The organism is Dryocola clanedunensis subsp. sulfonylureivorans, from assembly GCF_016756775.1.
Classification (GTDB): Bacteria; Pseudomonadota; Gammaproteobacteria; order Enterobacterales; family Enterobacteriaceae; genus Dryocola; species Dryocola clanedunensis.
Genome location: NZ_JAERMU010000022.1, coordinates 66,564 through 82,685 on the forward strand (window position 1 = coordinate 66,564; position 16,122 = coordinate 82,685).

At 55.5% G+C, this 16,122-nt stretch carries 14 protein-coding genes; 8 read left to right on the forward strand and 6 right to left on the reverse strand.

The annotated features are described in order from the left end of the window. Nucleotides 1–293: 293 nt before the first annotated feature. Nucleotides 294–743 carry an FMN-binding protein MioC gene (mioC, locus tag HYQ67_RS19405; RefSeq protein ID WP_202306399.1) on the reverse strand — a complete coding sequence of 150 codons (450 nt, stop codon included), beginning with the start codon at nucleotides 741–743 and terminating at the stop codon, nucleotides 294–296. 89 nt (nucleotides 744–832) lie between these two features. Beyond that, entirely contained in the window at nucleotides 833–1,291 is a 459-nt protein-coding gene (gene asnC, locus HYQ67_RS19410) for a transcriptional regulator AsnC (RefSeq protein WP_202306402.1), read from the reverse strand. 157 nt (nucleotides 1,292–1,448) lie between these two features. Between asnC and asnA the strand changes: the two genes are divergently transcribed. Beyond that, nucleotides 1,449–2,441, forward strand: a complete 993-nt coding sequence (gene asnA / locus HYQ67_RS19415; protein WP_202306405.1) for an aspartate--ammonia ligase — start codon at nucleotides 1,449–1,451, stop codon at nucleotides 2,439–2,441. Nucleotides 2,442–2,444: 3 nt separating this feature from the next. Here the strand turns inward: asnA and viaA are convergent, their stop codons facing one another. Then, nucleotides 2,445–3,896, reverse strand: a complete 1,452-nt coding sequence (viaA, locus tag HYQ67_RS19420) for an ATPase RavA stimulator ViaA (RefSeq protein ID WP_202306407.1) — start codon at nucleotides 3,894–3,896, stop codon at nucleotides 2,445–2,447. Then, the gene (gene ravA, locus HYQ67_RS19425; protein WP_202306409.1) at nucleotides 3,896–5,389 is read right to left on the reverse strand and encodes an ATPase RavA; all 1,494 of its coding nucleotides are present in this window, start codon (nucleotides 5,387–5,389) and stop codon (nucleotides 3,896–3,898) included. Before ravA ends, viaA begins: the two co-directional genes overlap by 1 nt. Nucleotides 5,390–5,614: 225 nt before the next feature. Between ravA and kup the strand changes: the two genes are divergently transcribed. The 7 genes from kup to rbsR all read left to right on the forward strand — a co-directional run bounded on the left by kup (nucleotide 5,615) and on the right by rbsR (nucleotide 13,570). Continuing rightward, complete coding sequence (gene kup, locus HYQ67_RS19430) at nucleotides 5,615–7,483, forward strand: low affinity potassium transporter Kup (RefSeq protein WP_202306411.1); 1,869 nt, start codon at nucleotides 5,615–5,617, stop codon at nucleotides 7,481–7,483. A gap of 268 nt (nucleotides 7,484–7,751) precedes the next feature. Then, complete coding sequence (rbsD, locus tag HYQ67_RS19435) at nucleotides 7,752–8,171, forward strand: D-ribose pyranase (RefSeq protein ID WP_202306422.1); 420 nt, start codon at nucleotides 7,752–7,754, stop codon at nucleotides 8,169–8,171. A 7-nt stretch (nucleotides 8,172–8,178) separates the two neighbouring features. After that, nucleotides 8,179–9,693 carry a ribose ABC transporter ATP-binding protein RbsA gene (gene rbsA, locus HYQ67_RS19440; protein ID WP_202306424.1) on the forward strand — a complete coding sequence of 505 codons (1,515 nt, stop codon included), beginning with the start codon at nucleotides 8,179–8,181 and terminating at the stop codon, nucleotides 9,691–9,693. After that, a complete protein-coding gene (gene rbsC, locus HYQ67_RS19445) occupies nucleotides 9,690–10,655 on the forward strand; it encodes a ribose ABC transporter permease (RefSeq protein WP_202306441.1) in 966 nt (321 codons plus the stop codon). Before rbsA ends, rbsC begins: the two co-directional genes overlap by 4 nt. Before the next feature lie 28 nt (nucleotides 10,656–10,683). Next, nucleotides 10,684–11,571, forward strand: a complete 888-nt coding sequence (gene rbsB, locus HYQ67_RS19450; protein WP_202306443.1) for a ribose ABC transporter substrate-binding protein RbsB — start codon at nucleotides 10,684–10,686, stop codon at nucleotides 11,569–11,571. A gap of 74 nt (nucleotides 11,572–11,645) precedes the next feature. Further along, nucleotides 11,646–12,575 carry a ribokinase gene (rbsK, locus tag HYQ67_RS19455; RefSeq protein WP_202306445.1) on the forward strand — a complete coding sequence of 310 codons (930 nt, stop codon included), beginning with the start codon at nucleotides 11,646–11,648 and terminating at the stop codon, nucleotides 12,573–12,575. Nucleotides 12,576–12,577: 2 nt separating this feature from the next. Further along, complete coding sequence (gene rbsR, locus HYQ67_RS19460; protein WP_202306447.1) at nucleotides 12,578–13,570, forward strand: ribose operon transcriptional repressor RbsR; 993 nt, start codon at nucleotides 12,578–12,580, stop codon at nucleotides 13,568–13,570. Here the strand turns inward: rbsR and mdtD are convergent. Further along, nucleotides 13,567–14,961, reverse strand: a complete 1,395-nt coding sequence (gene mdtD / locus HYQ67_RS19465; RefSeq protein WP_202306449.1) for a multidrug transporter subunit MdtD — start codon at nucleotides 14,959–14,961, stop codon at nucleotides 13,567–13,569. The genes rbsR and mdtD overlap by 4 nt on opposite strands. 30 nt (nucleotides 14,962–14,991) lie before the next feature. Continuing rightward, a complete protein-coding gene (locus HYQ67_RS19470; protein ID WP_202306451.1) occupies nucleotides 14,992–15,690 on the reverse strand; it encodes a FadR/GntR family transcriptional regulator in 699 nt (232 codons plus the stop codon). Between the last annotated feature and the right edge of the window lie 432 nt (nucleotides 15,691–16,122).

Consider the following 16,122-nt stretch of genomic DNA (forward strand, 5'->3'; position numbering starts at 1 on the left):
AAAGTGCCGGGATCCTCGGTAATTAAAAGAAGATCTTTTTTATTTAAAGATCTCTTTATTATGATCTCTTATTAGGATCGCCATGTTCTGTGGATAAGCGTTTTTTCACTAAAGAGATCAAGTGATTAAGATAGATCGTTTGCTGTGAATGATCGGTGATCCCACACCGTATAAGCTGGGATCAAAAGCGAGGGTTATGCACAACTCAAAAAGTGAACAGCAGTTGTTATTGGGATAACTACCGCTTACTACGAGCTTTTAAGCATAGTTATACACAGAAGAAAGGGCGATCTTTACAAATCCTGGAGTAAATTCTTCCAGGATCCGACCCAAACTTCAGCCGGATCTTCAGGAATATCGTGATCGAGGATGTTCACCTTCAGTAAAGATCCCACTTTTTTTGCTCCGCAGTCGGTCAGCAGGGCGTCGATTTTCTCTATAGCACCGCAAAACGTATCGTATTCGCGGCTGCCGATCCCTACCGCACCGTAGCGTACGTTGCTCAGATCCGGATTTTCTTCCTTTATTGCATCATAAAGAGGTTGCAGGTTATCCGGCAGATCGCCTGCGCCATGCGTAGAGGAAACAATCAGCCAGACGCCGCTGGTTTGCAGATCCTCAAGCAGCGGTCCATGGAGGGTTTTCGTAGAGAAACCTGCCTCTTCCAGCTTCTCAGCCAGATGTTCAGCTACGTATTCGGCACTGCCAAGAGTACTGCCACTGATCAGGGTAATGTCTGCCATTGCTATCCGCCTCTTTAAAACGTTTTGCATTGTACGCTGTGTAAGGCCTGCGATCTACCTGTGGATAATATGGGTATTACATTTAGCCATTAAGGCTTGATCGTCCGCATAATCGGGTTCTGCAGGGAGATCAGCGTTTCGGTGGACTGAATTTCATCGATTGTTTGGATCTTGTTGATAAGTACCTGCTGCAGGGCATCGATGGATCGGCACATCACCTTAATAAAGATGCTGTAGTGGCCGGTGGTGTAGTAGGCCTCGGTCACCTCTTCCAGGCTTTCGAGTCTTGCCAGGGCGGAAGGGTAATCTTTAGCGCTCTTCAGGATAATGCCAATAAAGCAGCAGACGTCGTAGCCGAGCTGTTTTGGGCTGATGTCGATACGAGCCCCGGTGATAATCCCGGCCTGTTTCATCTTCTCCACGCGGACGTGAATGGTGCCGGGGCTAACCCCGAACTGCTTGGCCAGTTCGGCATAGGCGGTACGCGCATTTGCCATTAACGCCTCGAGGATGCCGCGATCCAGATTGTCGATCTGATAATTATCCATCACTTTTTCCTATGATTAATGTCGATTGTTTATTTTAAACCGCCTTATTTTAATCAATTAAAATGGTTACCGCCTTTTTTATTGTTGATTATTGAATGTTGGGTGCTTTCTGTTGCTTAATCGCTGTTACTGAAACAACACAACAAAGAGAAAAACCATGAAAACGGCCTACATCGCTAAACAACGCCAGATTAGTTTTGTGAAATCCCATTTCTCTCGTCAGCTGGAGGAGAAGCTTGGTCTGATTGAAGTCCAGGCTCCGATTCTTAGCCGCGTGGGTGATGGTACACAGGACAATCTCTCTGGCTGCGAAAAAGCGGTACAGGTGAAGGTGAAGACCTTGCCTGAGGCGCAGTTTGAAGTGGTGCATTCGCTGGTCAAATGGAAAAGAAAAACGCTCGGCCAGCATGACTTCAGCGCGGGCGAAGGGCTTTACACGCACATGAAAGCCCTGCGCCCCGATGAAGACCGCCTCACGCCAATCCACTCGGTCTATGTCGATCAGTGGGACTGGGAGCGCGTGATGGGCGACGGTGAGCGTCATCTGGGTACGCTTAAGCAGACCGTAGAAAGCATCTGGGCCGCCATGAAGGCCACGGAAGCCGCGGTTAGCGAGCAGTACGGCCTGACGGCGTTTCTGCCGGAACAAATTCACTTCGTGCACAGCGAAGAGCTCCAGCAGCGCTTCCCGGAGCTGGATGCCAAAGGGCGTGAGCGCGCCATCGCTAAAGAAAAAGGCGCGGTGTTCCTGATCGGTATCGGCGGCAAGCTGGGAGACGGCAAACGTCACGACGTTCGCGCCCCGGATTATGATGACTGGTCAACCCGCAGCGACGCCGGTTTTGCCGGTCTGAACGGTGACATTCTGGTGTGGAACCCGGTGCTGGAAGACGCCTTTGAGCTCTCTTCTATGGGGATCCGTGTGGATGCCGAAGCGCTGAAGCGCCAGCTGGCGGTAACCGGAGATGAAGATCGTTTAGCGCTGGAGTGGCATCAGTCGCTGCTGAAGGGCGAAATGCCGCAGACCATCGGCGGCGGTATCGGGCAGTCCCGCCTGACCATGCTTTTATTACAGCAGCCGCATATCGGCCAGGTTCAGTGCGGCGTGTGGCCTGCCGAAGTGCAGAGCAAAGTAGACGCTCTGCTGTAGTCCTTAGCGCTGCCAGCGTCTCAGCAGGCGGCTTCGCATCCCGGTATCAAAGCGCCAGATATGATCGAATATGCGCATGATGCCGGGTTTGCCGTGTCCTGACATCGCCACCGCGTGAAACCTGTGCTGGTGGGCCTGCTGTAACCCCTTCACCTTAGTGACCAGATCGTCCGGCAGCCGCTGGGCGATAAAGTCAGAGATCACCACCGCGTCGGCGTCGAACCATTCGCTGCCCTGCATTTTCTCAACGATCGAGCGAAAGCAACTGGCCAGATCCGTGCCGCCGCGGAAGCGCTGGCTGAGAAAGCGGATTGCCTGCTCGATGCCGTCCGGGCCGCAGACTTCATAGCGCACCACCTCGCTTGAAAACAGCATGATGAAACAGCGGCGGTTGTCGGCCAGCGCCACGCGCATCAGCGCCAGGCAAAACGCTTTCGCACACTGCTCGTTAAAGCCGCCCATCGAGCCGGAAGTATCCACGCAGACGATAAACGGCCCGCGCGGCTGTTCGTCAAAATCCTGATGCACGACGGGACGTTCCACCAGCTTCTCGCGCCAGGAGTCGCCGTGCAGGCGATAGGTGAGAAGCTGCTTCTCTACCAGCCGCCGGTAAAACTCGAACTCCAGTTCGGTAATGCCGAGTGTGGCAAGCTCCGGGGGTAACAGGCGAAGAATGTCGTCACTGCGCTGCAGCCCGTCGACCTGCTCCGGCACCGTTGCGGGTTCCCGGACCATCATGCGCCACATTTCCGTCGGGGCATCTTTTCTCGGTACCGATTTGGCCTCTTTCGAACGGCCAAGCTGTTCCGCAAGCTTAAGCAGTTCGGGCTGGCCCGCCAGAAACTCCCCGTACTGCACGATGAGCTGATAGTCACCGTGCGTCAGCGTTCCGGCGCTCATATCCCACAGCCGCCCGGCGGCGTTGTCGTTCTCCGATAGCACCGGAGCCAGCTGCCCGCTCATCGCCAGCCGCGCCTGAACCTCCGCCAGCAATGCATCACGCTCTTCTTCCAGCAGCTGCTGGTTTAACGAAGTCGCCTGCACAACCAGGCTAAGCCGCCAGCGCTGCAGAAAGAGAGTGTGCTGGGCAGGAGTAAAATGAGGATGTTCCGCCACCAGCGCCTGCGCCTGGCCATAAAAAGGCGATTCAAGGCTCTTCAGCTGCGCCAGAAACTCCGTAAGCCTGGCATTGAGCTGGCTGGTGGTCAGCACCTGCGCTTGCTGAAAGCTGGCTACTTCATCGGCAAGCTCTGGCGGGACGTTAGCGTCATGGATCCTGGCCCTCAGCAGCTCCCGCCAGCGGGGGATATCCTTCGTCATGGCGTTTTTCAGCCGGGGGAATTTCTCAAAGAAGACGGCCAGCTGCGGCGCAGCCAGCAGGCCCAGGATGATCTCCTCAATAAGTTCGGCTTCGCTTATCGCCAGAATAATATCGAGGGTTTCAAGGCTGAGCATTACTGGCGAGCCTGCTTAATCTGTGCAGCGACGTCCTGCAGGCTCGCTTCGATCTTCGCCAGCCAGTCGCTGTGGATAAACAGGCATTTCTGCTGATCGTTAAAGCGTTCGTGCTGCTGATGGAGGGTGGCTTCCAGATCGTCAAACTGCTTTTTGATCTCATCCGGCACGCCCTGCTGCTGTTTGCCCGGCATCACCAGACGCGTGCCCTGAAGGCTGACGTCGCGGATAATCAGATGCTGCGTTCCGTCCACTTCCATATTCAGCGACTGAGCGAAACCGATGCCGTTAAGTTTGCCGCGAATTTCCCCGCCTTTATCCAGCCAGTGTTCGAGAGCCTCACGGGTAATCGCCACATGGATAACTTCGATTTCGTGCAGTTTCAAAGGCTGCTGAAGGAGCAAAGTCAGCGTGTCGCCGGTGAGCGACTCGGGAATTTCGTAATGTGGACGACGGCTGAACATCCCGCCCTGCTTGTTGACGGTTATCGCTTCGCGGTCGCTATGCTGCTGCTGTAGCTGGATGCGGCGCTGCACAATGGCACCCAGCCTGGCGATCATTGAGTGCTGCTGCCAGGCCTGCCCGGTCATCAATATTTCCAGCTGCTGCTGCATCAGGTTCATGGCGGCGGTATCGTGCCACAGACAGTCTTTTAACAGGATCAGGTCGATAGGGGCGACGGCGGAACGCCCGCTGAAAAAGGCGCTGGCCTGCAACAAACGGATAGCTTTTTTCCAGCGGCGGTCGGAAACGTAAGGCGCGCCTGAAATCTCATCCAGCTGCTGGCGCAGGCTGAAGATCAGCTCGAAGACATGCTCGGGCAGCTGAACGCCGCCAATCTCTTTCTGCCAGCTGAAGTACTCTTCGTCGGTAACCTGCAGGCTCTCGGCCACCGGATTATCGTTTTCATCGTGCTGGCTGGTGAGCATCGAGCGGAAATTGCCTTTGTCCTGCACTTTATCGAGCCACAGGCGGATCAGCATACGGTCGTACAGGGCTTCCAGGCTGCTGTCCGCTTCCGGAAGCTCGTTGGACGCCGCTACCAGCAGACGCATGGGGATTTTCTCTTCGCTGGCGCCGTTGCGGAACCGCCTTTCGTTTATCGCGGTCAGCAGGGTATTCAGAATCGCCGGGCCAGCCTTCCAGATTTCATCCAGAAAGACGATTTCGGCTTCCGGCAGGTAACCCGCGGTGAGACGTTCGTATCGTCCTTCATCTTTCAGCGCCTGAATGGACAGCGGCCCGAACACTTCCTCCGGCGTGGAGAAGCGGGTCATCAGGTACTCAAACGCGCGTGCATGCTTAAAAGCAAATTTCAGACGGCGGGCAATCAGGCTTTTTGCGATGCCCGGAGGCCCCAGCAGAAAAACACTTTCGCCGCTCAACGCCGCAAGCAGGCAAAGCCGAATGGCGTGTTGACGTTCAAAAAGCCCTTTTTCCAGCGCCTGGCTTAGTCTTGAAATTCTTTCAGCCAATAAATGTGATTGAGCCATAATTACCTTTGCATTCTTACGCGGTCATCGCTGTGCGGGAAGGCGAGTATATCGTTTCTGGGTAATCTCGTTAATGGACAGATGTGCGGGCCATTTTTCGCTGACCTGAGATAAGCCAGTTGCATTTAGGGCTACGATTTCCTTGATTATCGTGCATACTGTGCGCCTTTTTGTGGGCCAAGGGACTAAGCACACGTTTTCGGGATTCCAACAAAAGATTAGTCTATGAGCGCTGATAATAAACAATCATTGCCCGCGATTACGCTGGCGGCAATTGGGGTAGTGTACGGCGATATCGGTACCAGCCCGCTTTATACCCTTCGTGAATGTCTCTCCGGACAGTTTGGTTTTGGCGTAGAACGTGACGCCGTGTTCGGCTTTTTATCCTTAATTTTTTGGCTGTTAGTCTTAGTCGTCTCCGTGAAATATCTGACCTTCGTCATGCGTGCGGACAACGCGGGCGAGGGCGGTATCCTGACGTTGATGTCGCTGGCGGGGCGAAACACCTCGGCAAAAATGACCTCGGTACTGGTGATCATGGGATTGATCGGCGGTAGCTTCTTCTATGGCGAGGTGGTGATAACCCCGGCGATATCCGTGATGTCAGCGATAGAGGGGTTAGAGATAGCCGCGCCGTCGCTTGATGCCTATATCGTCCCGCTGTCGATAGTCGTCCTGACGCTGCTGTTTATGATCCAGAAGCACGGCACCGGCATGGTAGGCAAACTCTTTGCCCCGGTCATGCTGCTGTGGTTCCTGGTGCTGGCGGTGCTTGGCGCGCGCAGTATTATCGCCAACCCGGAAGTGCTGCAGGCGCTGAACCCGGCCTGGGCCGTCCATTTCTTCCTGGAATATAAAACCGTTTCCTTCTTTGCGCTCGGTGCCGTCGTGCTCTCTATTACCGGCGTGGAAGCGCTGTACGCGGATATGGGCCACTTCGGTAAATTACCGATTCGTATCGCCTGGTTCATCGTCGTGCTGCCGTCGCTGGTGCTGAATTACTTCGGCCAGGGAGCGCTGCTGCTGAAAACCCCGGAGGCGATCAAGAACCCGTTCTTCCTGCTGGCCCCGGACTGGGCGCTGATCCCGCTGATGATTCTGGCGACGCTCGCCACGGTCATCGCCTCCCAGGCGGTTATCTCCGGCGTCTTCTCGCTGACTCGCCAGGCGGTGCGTCTGGGCTACCTGTCGCCGATGCGCATTATCCATACCTCTGAAATGGAATCAGGGCAGATTTACGTTCCGGCGATTAACTGGATCCTCTATATCTCCGTGGTCATCGTGATTGTCAGCTTTGAGCACTCCAGCAACCTGGCCGCGGCTTACGGGATTGCGGTCACCGGCACGATGGTGCTGACCTCGATTCTTTTGTGTACCGTGGCGCGCAAAAACTGGAGCTGGAGCCGGATTGGCGTACTACTGATGGGCGTTGGCTTCCTGTGCATCGACATCCCGCTCTTCTCTGCCAACGCGGTGAAAATATTCTCCGGCGGCTGGCTGCCGCTAACCCTGGCGCTGGTGATGTTTGTCATCATGACGACCTGGAAAAGCGAACGCTTCCGCCTGCTGCGTCGCATGCATGAACACGGTAATTCTCTGGAAGCGATGATTGCCTCGCTGGAAAAATCTCCGCCGGTACGCGTGCCGGGGACGGCGGTCTATATGTCCCGCGCGCTGAACGTGATTCCGTTTGCGATGCTGCATAACCTCAAGCACAACAAAGTGCTGCACGAGAGGGTGGTGCTGCTGACGCTACGGACGGAAGATGCGCCTTACGTACATAACGTGAAGCGAGTCTCCATCGAACAGCTGTCGCCAACGTTCTGGCGAGTGGTGGCGAGCTACGGCTGGCGCGAAACGCCAAACGTGGAAGAGGTGTTCCGCCGCTGCGGTCTGGAAGGCCTGAGCTGCCGGATGATGGAAACCTCGTTCTTCATGTCCCACGAGTCGCTGATCATCGGTAAACGCCCATGGTATCTGCGTCTGCGCGGCAAGCTGTTCCTGGCCCTGCAACGAAATGCGCTGCGGGCACCGGACCAGTTTGAAATCCCGCCGAACAGGGTCATCGAACTGGGCACCCAGGTAGAGATTTAACGATATGCCTCTTCAATCGAAGGGGCGTTTTTTTGGATTGAGATACCCGGGGCGACTTCCGGGTTTGGCGTCCCTCCGGGAACCAAATCCCGGAATTTCCCCAATAACAGGCAACCATGACTGAAAGCGCGCTCATTTAACTTCTGTTTTAACTGATGCGCGAAACGTTTCGATAGCGATCACATTTTCATAACCTCGCGGTTGTTTTCTCACCAGCTTCTTTCTTACACTCCCGATCAGCGAAACGTTTCGCTAGTGGGGTATAAAAATGAAGAAAGGCACTGTTCTTAACGCTGATATCTCGTCCGTGATTTCCCGCCTTGGCCACACCGACACGCTGGTGGTTGCCGATGCCGGGTTGCCGATTCCGCGCAGCACAACGCGTATCGATTTGGCACTGACGCACGGCGTACCGGGCTTTATGCAGGTGGTCGACGTCGTCACGCGGGAGATGCAGGTTGAAGCAGCGATCCTTGCTCAGGAAATTCAACAGCATAATCCGCAGCTCCACGAAACGTTGCTCAGACACATCGAGCAACTGCAGCAACACCAGGGAAATACCATTTCAATTCGCTACATCAGTCATGAGCAGTTCAAGCAGCACACCGCCGACGCACATGCGGTCATTCGCAGCGGGGAGTGTTCCCCGTATGCGAATATCATTCTCTGTGCTGGCGTAACCTTCTGAGGCCGGCATGGAAACGTTACTGCAGTTAAAAGGGATCGATAAATCTTTCCCCGGCGTTAAAGCCCTCTCTGGCGCTGCGCTAAACGTTTACCCGGGGCGCGTGATGGCGCTGGTGGGGGAAAACGGCGCGGGCAAATCCACCATGATGAAGGTCCTGACCGGGATTTATCAGCGCGACGCTGGTTCACTGGTCTGGCTGGGGCAGGAGACCACCTTCAGCGGACCGAAAGCTTCCCAGGAGGCGGGTATCGGCATCATCCACCAGGAACTGAACCTGATCCCGCAGCTCAGCATCGCGGAGAACATCTTCCTCGGGCGCGAATTTGTTGGCCGCTTCGGCAAAATCGACTGGAAAAAGATGTACGCCGAGGCGGATAAGCTGCTGGCGAAGCTCAACCTGCGTTTTAACAGCCAGAAGCTGGTGGGTGACCTCTCTATTGGCGATCAGCAAATGGTGGAAATTGCCAAAGTGCTGAGCTTCGAATCAAAAGTCATCGTCATGGATGAGCCAACGGATGCTTTAACCGATACCGAAACCGACTCGTTGTTTCGCGTTATCCGCGAACTCAAATCCCAGGGGCGCGGCATCGTTTACATCTCCCACCGTATGAAAGAAATCTTTGAGATCTGCGACGACGTTACCGTCTTCCGCGACGGGCAGTTTATCGCCGAACGCGAAGTGGCGACGCTCACCGAAGATTCGCTTATCGAAATGATGGTCGGCCGCAAGCTGGAAGACCAGTATCCGCGCCTGAAAAAAGAGCCGGGCGAGGTTCGTCTGCGCGTTGATAACCTTTCCGGGCCGGGCGTGCATGACGTCAGCTTCACGCTGCGCAAAGGGGAAATTCTCGGCGTGGCGGGGTTGATGGGGGCCGGGCGCACAGAATTAATGAAGGTACTCTACGGCGCGCTGCCGCGTACCGGTGGCTATGTGGCGCTGGACGGCCGGGAAGTGGTTGCCCGTTCGCCGCAGGATGGTCTCGCAAACGGCATCGTTTATATCTCGGAAGACCGCAAGCGCGACGGGCTGGTGCTCGGCATGTCGGTCAAAGAGAACATGTCGCTGACCGCGCTGCGCTACTTCAGCCATAACGTCGGTAGCCTGAAGCATAAAGATGAGGTGCAGGCGGTGCAGGACTTTGTGCGCCTGTTCAACGTTAAAACGCCTTCCATCGAACAGCCGATTGGCCTGCTCTCCGGCGGTAATCAGCAAAAGGTTGCTATTGCCCGCGGGCTGATGACGCGTCCGAAAGTGCTGATCCTCGATGAGCCAACGCGCGGCGTGGACGTGGGGGCAAAAAAAGAGATCTACCAGTTAATTAACCAGTTCAAGGCCGATGGGCTAAGCATCATCCTTGTGTCGTCGGAAATGCCGGAAGTGCTGGGCATGAGCGACCGTATCATAGTGATGCATGAAGGGCATCTGGGCGGGGAGTTCACCCGTGAAGAGGCCACCCAGGAGGCGCTGATGGCCGCGGCCGTCGGTAAGCTAAATCGTGTGAATCAGGAGTCTGCTAAATGAGTACCCAGTCTGTAACGTCCCGTCGCTGGTTCACAAAAGAGTGGCTGCTGGATCAAAAGTCGCTGATCGCCCTGCTGGTGCTGATCGCGATCGTCTCAAGCCTCAGCCCGAACTTCTTTACCGTCAATAACCTGTTTAACATCCTGCAGCAAACCTCCGTGAACGCCATTATGGCGGTGGGAATGACGCTGGTCATTCTTACCTCCGGGATTGACCTGTCCGTCGGTTCACTGCTGGCGATGACCGGGGCGGTGGCCGCCTCGATTGTTGGTTTAGAGGTGAATGCGCTGGTGGCGGTTGCCGCGGCACTGGCATTGGGTGCCGCAATCGGGGCCGTGACTGGCGTTATTGTTGCCAAAGGGCGTGTTCAGGCGTTTATCGCCACGCTGGTGATGATGCTGCTGCTGCGCGGGGTGACCATGGTATACACCAACGGCAGCCCGGTAAGCACGGGCTTCTCGGATAACGCCGACGTCTTCGGCTGGTTTGGTATCGGCCGCCCGCTGGGTATCCCGACGCCGGTGTGGATCATGGGTATCGTCTTCCTCGCGGCCTGGTACATGCTGCACCACACGCGCCTGGGCCGTTATATCTATGCGCTTGGCGGTAACGAAGCGGCGACGCGCCTGTCCGGCATCAGCGTCAACAAAGTCAAAATCATTGTTTATTCACTCTGCGGCCTGCTGGCTTCACTGGCGGGCATCATCGAGGTGGCACGTCTCTCTTCCGCACAGCCAACGGCGGGTACAGGTTACGAGCTGGACGCTATTGCGGCGGTGGTGCTGGGCGGAACCAGTCTGGCCGGCGGTAAAGGGCGTATCGTCGGAACGCTGATCGGTGCGCTGATCCTCGGCTTCCTGAACAATGGTTTGAATTTATTAGGTGTTTCTTCTTATTACCAGATGATCGTCAAAGCAGTGGTGATACTACTGGCGGTGCTGGTGGACAATAAAAAACAGTAACAATCATAACCCTACAGGACATCTGACTATGAATATGAAAAAACTGGCTACCCTGGTTTCCGCTGTAGCGCTGAGCGCCACCGTGAGTGCAAACGCGATGGCGAAAGACACCATCGCGCTGGTTGTTTCCACGCTGAACAACCCGTTCTTCGTTTCCCTGAAAGACGGCGCGCAGAAAGAAGCCGATAAGCTGGGCTACAACCTGGTGGTGCTGGATTCACAGAACAACCCGGCTAAAGAGCTGGCGAACGTGCAGGATCTGACCGTGCGCGGCACCAAACTGATGCTGATCAACCCAACCGACTCTGATGCGGTAGGCAACGCGGTTAAAATGGCTAACCAGGCTAAAATTCCGGTCATCACCCTGGACCGCATGGCGAACCAGGGCACCGTGGTCAGCCACATCGCTTCTGACAACGTCGCCGGTGGCAAAATGGCGGGTGACTTCATCGCTAAGAAAGTGGGTGACGGCGCGAAAGTTATTGAGCTGCAGGGTATCGCCGGGGCATCTGCCGCCCGCGAACGCGGCGAAGGCTTTAAACAGGCTACCGCCGCGCACAAATTCACCGTGCTGGCGAGCCAGCCCGCAGATTTCGACCGTACTAAAGGCCTGAACGTTATGCAGAACCTGCTGACCGCGCATCCTGATGTGCAGGCGGTGTTTGCACAAAACGACGAAATGGCGCTGGGTGCGCTGCGTGCGCTGCAAACCGCAGGTAAAACCGACGTGCTGGTTGTCGGCTTCGACGGTACGGCAGACGGCGTTAAGGCCGTTGAAGGGGGCAAACTCGGCGCGACCGTGGCGCAGATGGCCGACCAGATTGGCGTGATCGGCGTGCAAACCGCTGATAAAGTGCTGAAGGGCGAAAAAGTCGAGTCTAAAATCCCGGTTGACCTGAAGCTGGTCACCAAATAAGACAAAAAAGATAAGCAGGGCATCGCGCCACCCCTCAGCAGCGTTGGGGTGGCGCCTTAAACCGGACATCAAACATGAAAAGCAAAGGCAGTCTTGTCGTGCTGGGCAGCATCAACGCTGACCATATCCTCAACCTCGAACATTTCCCGACGCCGGGTGAAACCGTTACCGGGCAGGAGTATCAGGTCGCGTTTGGAGGCAAAGGGGCTAATCAGGCCGTCGCCGCCGGGCGCAGCGGTGCCGATATTGCCTTTATTGCCTGCGTTGGTGATGACGATACCGGCAGCCGGGTATGCAAACAGCTGGCAAGCGACAAAATCGATATCTCGCCAATCAGCACGATTAAAGAAGCCTCAACCGGCGTTGCGTTAATCTTCGTGAACGGTGCCGGGGAAAACGTCATCGGTATCCACGCGGGTGCGAATGGCGCGTTAACGCCTGAGCTGGTTGCCAAAGAGCAGCAGAAAATAGCTGATGCCGCCGCGCTGTTGATGCAGCTAGAGTCACCGCTGGAAAGCGTGCTGGCCGCGGCTAAAATTGCGAAACAGCATCAGACCAAAGTTATTCTTAACCCGGCGCCCGCCTGCGCATTATCAGACGAGCTGCTGGGGCTGGTGGATATGATCACCCCGAACGAAACCGAGGCCGAAAAGCTCACCGGGATTCGGGTCGAAAACGATGACGATGCCGTCAGGGCGGCTCGGGCGCTGCACGATAAAGGTATCGAAACCGTCATTATTACGTTAGGCAGTCGGGGCGTCTGGCTCAGCGAAAACGGTAAGGGGCAGCGCGTGCCGGGCTTCAGAGTGAAAGCCGTGGACACCATCGCCGCCGGGGATACTTTTAACGGCGCGCTGGTTACCGCGCTGCTGGAAGAAAACCCTATGGCGCAGGCGATCCGCTTTGCACATGCCGCCGCCGCTATTGCCGTGACCCGTAAAGGTGCACAGCCTTCCGTGCCGTGGCGTCATGAAATCGACGAGTTCTTGCAGCGGCAGGGGTAATCGTGGCCACAATGAAAGATGTCGCCCGCGTCGCGGGCGTTTCAACCTCTACTGTTTCGCACGTCATCAATAACGACAGGTTCGTGAGCGAGGCTATTCGCGAAAAGGTCGATGCCGCGATTAAAACGCTTAACTACGCGCCCTCCGCTATTGCCCGTAGCCTGAAGCTCAACCAGACCCACACCATCGGCATGCTAATCACCGCCAGCAGCAACCCGTTCTACTCTGAACTCGTTCGCGGCGTTGAGCGCAGCTGCTTCGAGCGGGGATACAGCCTGGTGCTTTGCAATACCGAAGGCGACGAGCAGCGCATGAACCGCAATCTGGAAACGCTGCTGCAAAAGCGAGTCGATGGCCTGCTGCTGCTATGCACCGAAACGCATCTTCCTTCCGCTGAGATAATCAATCGCTATCCTTCTATACCGACGGTGATGATGGACTGGGCGCCGTTTGACGGCAAAAGCGACGTGATTCAGGACAACTCGCTGCTGGGCGGCGACATGGCGACCCAACATCTGATCGACAATGGCTACACCCGCATCGCCTGTATCGCCGGGCCACAGGATAAAACCCCGGCACGGCTGCGCCTCGAGGGATACCGCAACGCGATGAACCGGGCGGGGTTTATTGTCCATCCAGGCTATGAAATCATTGGTGACTTTGAGTTTCAGGGCGGCTTCTCGGCTATGAACTCCCTGCTGGCGCTGGAGAACCCGCCTCACGCGGTCTTCACCGGCAACGATGCCATGGCGGTCGGGGCTTATCATGCGTTGTATCAGGCGGGGCTGAGCGTACCGAAAGATATGGCGGTGGTGGGCTACGATGACATCGAACTGGCGCGCTACATGACCCCGCCGCTGACCACCATTCACCAGCCGAAAGATGAGCTGGGCGAGCTGGCCGTGGACGTATTGATCCATCGCATGGCGCAGCCCACCCTCGAGCAGCAACGTTTGTTACTGACGCCAGAGCTGGTGGAGCGCGGCTCCGCCTAGCGCTTATGGCGTTCCTTTATCATGTTGTGGCCATCTTTCGGGCGCAGCAGCAGGAAGACCAGCGCCGACACTAACGTCACGGCTCCCATGGTCAGAAATGTATAATGGAACTGCTCGACCGTATTAAAGTTATCAATCCCTTCATACATACGCAGCACCGCCGCACTAACCGCAACGCCCAGACTGATTGAAAGCTGCTGGGTGACCGCCAGCACGCTGTTTCCGCTGCTGGCGTTTTCATCCGTCAGATCGGCGAGGGTAATCGTATTCATGGCGGTGAACTGCGTGGACATCGCCATGCCGAGGATAAACAGCGGCAGGATCAGCATCCAGACTTCCATTCCCGGCGACTGCAACGAGAACTGCGCTATCAGCAGACCGATAACCATGGTCACGCCGACCAGCGTTTTCCTGTAGCCAAACCAGCGCAGCACCTGAGTCACGGTCGATTTCGCCAGCAGGGAGCCGATTGCGGTCGGGGCCATCATGCAGCCCGCGATTAATGCCGTGTAGCCGAAGCCGACCTGAAGCATTAACGGCATAAGGAAAGGAACGCAGCCGGTGCCCAGCCGCGAAGCAAGGTTGCCAATGATGCCGACAGAGAAGGTTCGCGTTTTAAACATGGGGAGGGCGATAAGCGGCGTTGGGTGGCGACGGGCGTGCCATATATAGGTCATCAGCAGGAGCAGCCCGCCGAGGATAATCAGAATACCTATATAGCTTGCGACAATGCGCTCGCCAAACAGCTCCATGCCACTGGAAATGAGTACCAGGCTCAAGCCAAACAGCAGAAAGCCGGTCATATCGAAACTGCGACGCGGCGTGGTGAAGTTCGGCATGTACTTGCGGGCGTAGAGCAAACCGAGCAGGCCGATGGGAATGTTTATAAGGAAGATCCAGTGCCAGCTTGCCCAGGTTACCAGTACACCGCCGAGCAGCGGGCCTAATATCGGCCCCACCAGGCCGGGCATGGTGACGAAGTTCAGCACCGGCAAAAGCTCGCTGCGGGGATAGGCGCGAATTAATGCAAGCCTCGCCACGGGCATCATCATCGCTCCGCCAATCCCCTGAATCACGCGGAAGACAACCAGCTGGGATAACGACCCCGACATCGCGCAGGCAAAAGAGCCGAGCGTAAAGAGGCTTACCGCAATCATAAATACCCGGCGGGTCCCGAAGCGATCGGCAAGCCAGCCGCTGACGGGGATAAGCATAGCGACGGTCAGGGTGTAACTGATGATGGCCGACTGCATAGCCAGCGGCGACCGGCCCAGACTATGGGCGATGGCGGGTAGCGCGGTGTTGAGGATAGTGGCATCCAGTGCCTGCATAAAGAAGGCCATTGCCGCAATCCACGGCAGCCCGGCCATACTGCGAGCTGTTTTGGTCATTAGGATCCTGATTTTTACCGGGTCAGGTTGTTAACCTTGAGTGAAAGGTTCTTTTAATAGCATCTGCCCTGCGATTAACGCAGCAGCACTGTCGCCCTGACAAATGGCATCAACGATTGCCTGATGTAAATCTAACTTAACGACCTGATTATCGGTGATGGCGGTGAAGTAATTGTAATAAATAGAACGGAACAAGTTAGCGAAAGAACAAAGGAAAGGATTTGCACTCATTTCGTAGATCTTCTCGTGATACGCCATATCTACTTCTATCCAGCTTTCGCGGTCAAAGGAACTCTTCAGATTGACCATCTTTGCCATCATCTCTTGCAGCTGTGCTTTTTGCTCATCAGAACCATTGATTGCGGCAAGAGAGCAGGCCTGGGGTTCCAGGCTGTTGCGCATAACAAGGAAGTAGTCCACTACCTCATTGAAGTTCTCTTCAGTCATCCACCAGGTCAGCAGCTCCTTATCAAGGAAGTTCCAGTGGCTGCGAGGCATGACACGAGTCCCGATGCGGGGTCTGGGTAAAACCATTCCTTTCGCGGTTAATGTCTTTACGGCCTCTCTCACTGCGGTGCGGCTAACGCCGAACAGTTCACCCAGTTCAATCTCGCCTGGTAGGATACTGCCCGCCTGATACTCTCCTTTAAGGATTTGTCGCCCCAGCTTTTCGGCCAGGACATAAGAAAGGTTCTTTTGTGCCGCGATTTGTTGTGCGGATAAAGACATTGAGGCAATTCCTTCAGCTAATTTTCTCTTTGTAGTATGCCACCAGGTATTCAGTTCTGATGCTAAAAACAGCAAATATGGCGTGCTAAGAGTTATTTCTCGCCATATTGTTGAAAAAAGAGCCGCTTGGTAATTAATTTGCAATAAAGCCTTGTCACATTCCTAAAAATCCCTATACTGCGCCTCCACTGACACGGCACAACGGCTTACAAACCGGCCCGTCAGTCAGACGAAAGCGAAAATAAACGCTTGACTCTGAAAGAGGAAAGCGTAGTATACGCCACCTCGAGTTAGCAAGCGAAAGCGCGTAACTCACTGCTCTTTAACAATTTATCAGACAATCTGTGTGGGCACTCGCAGGATTGATATCTCAAGCATCTTCGGATGCAAAAAAATATCAAGTCTTGAAGAGTGACCAGGCAGTAATTCATT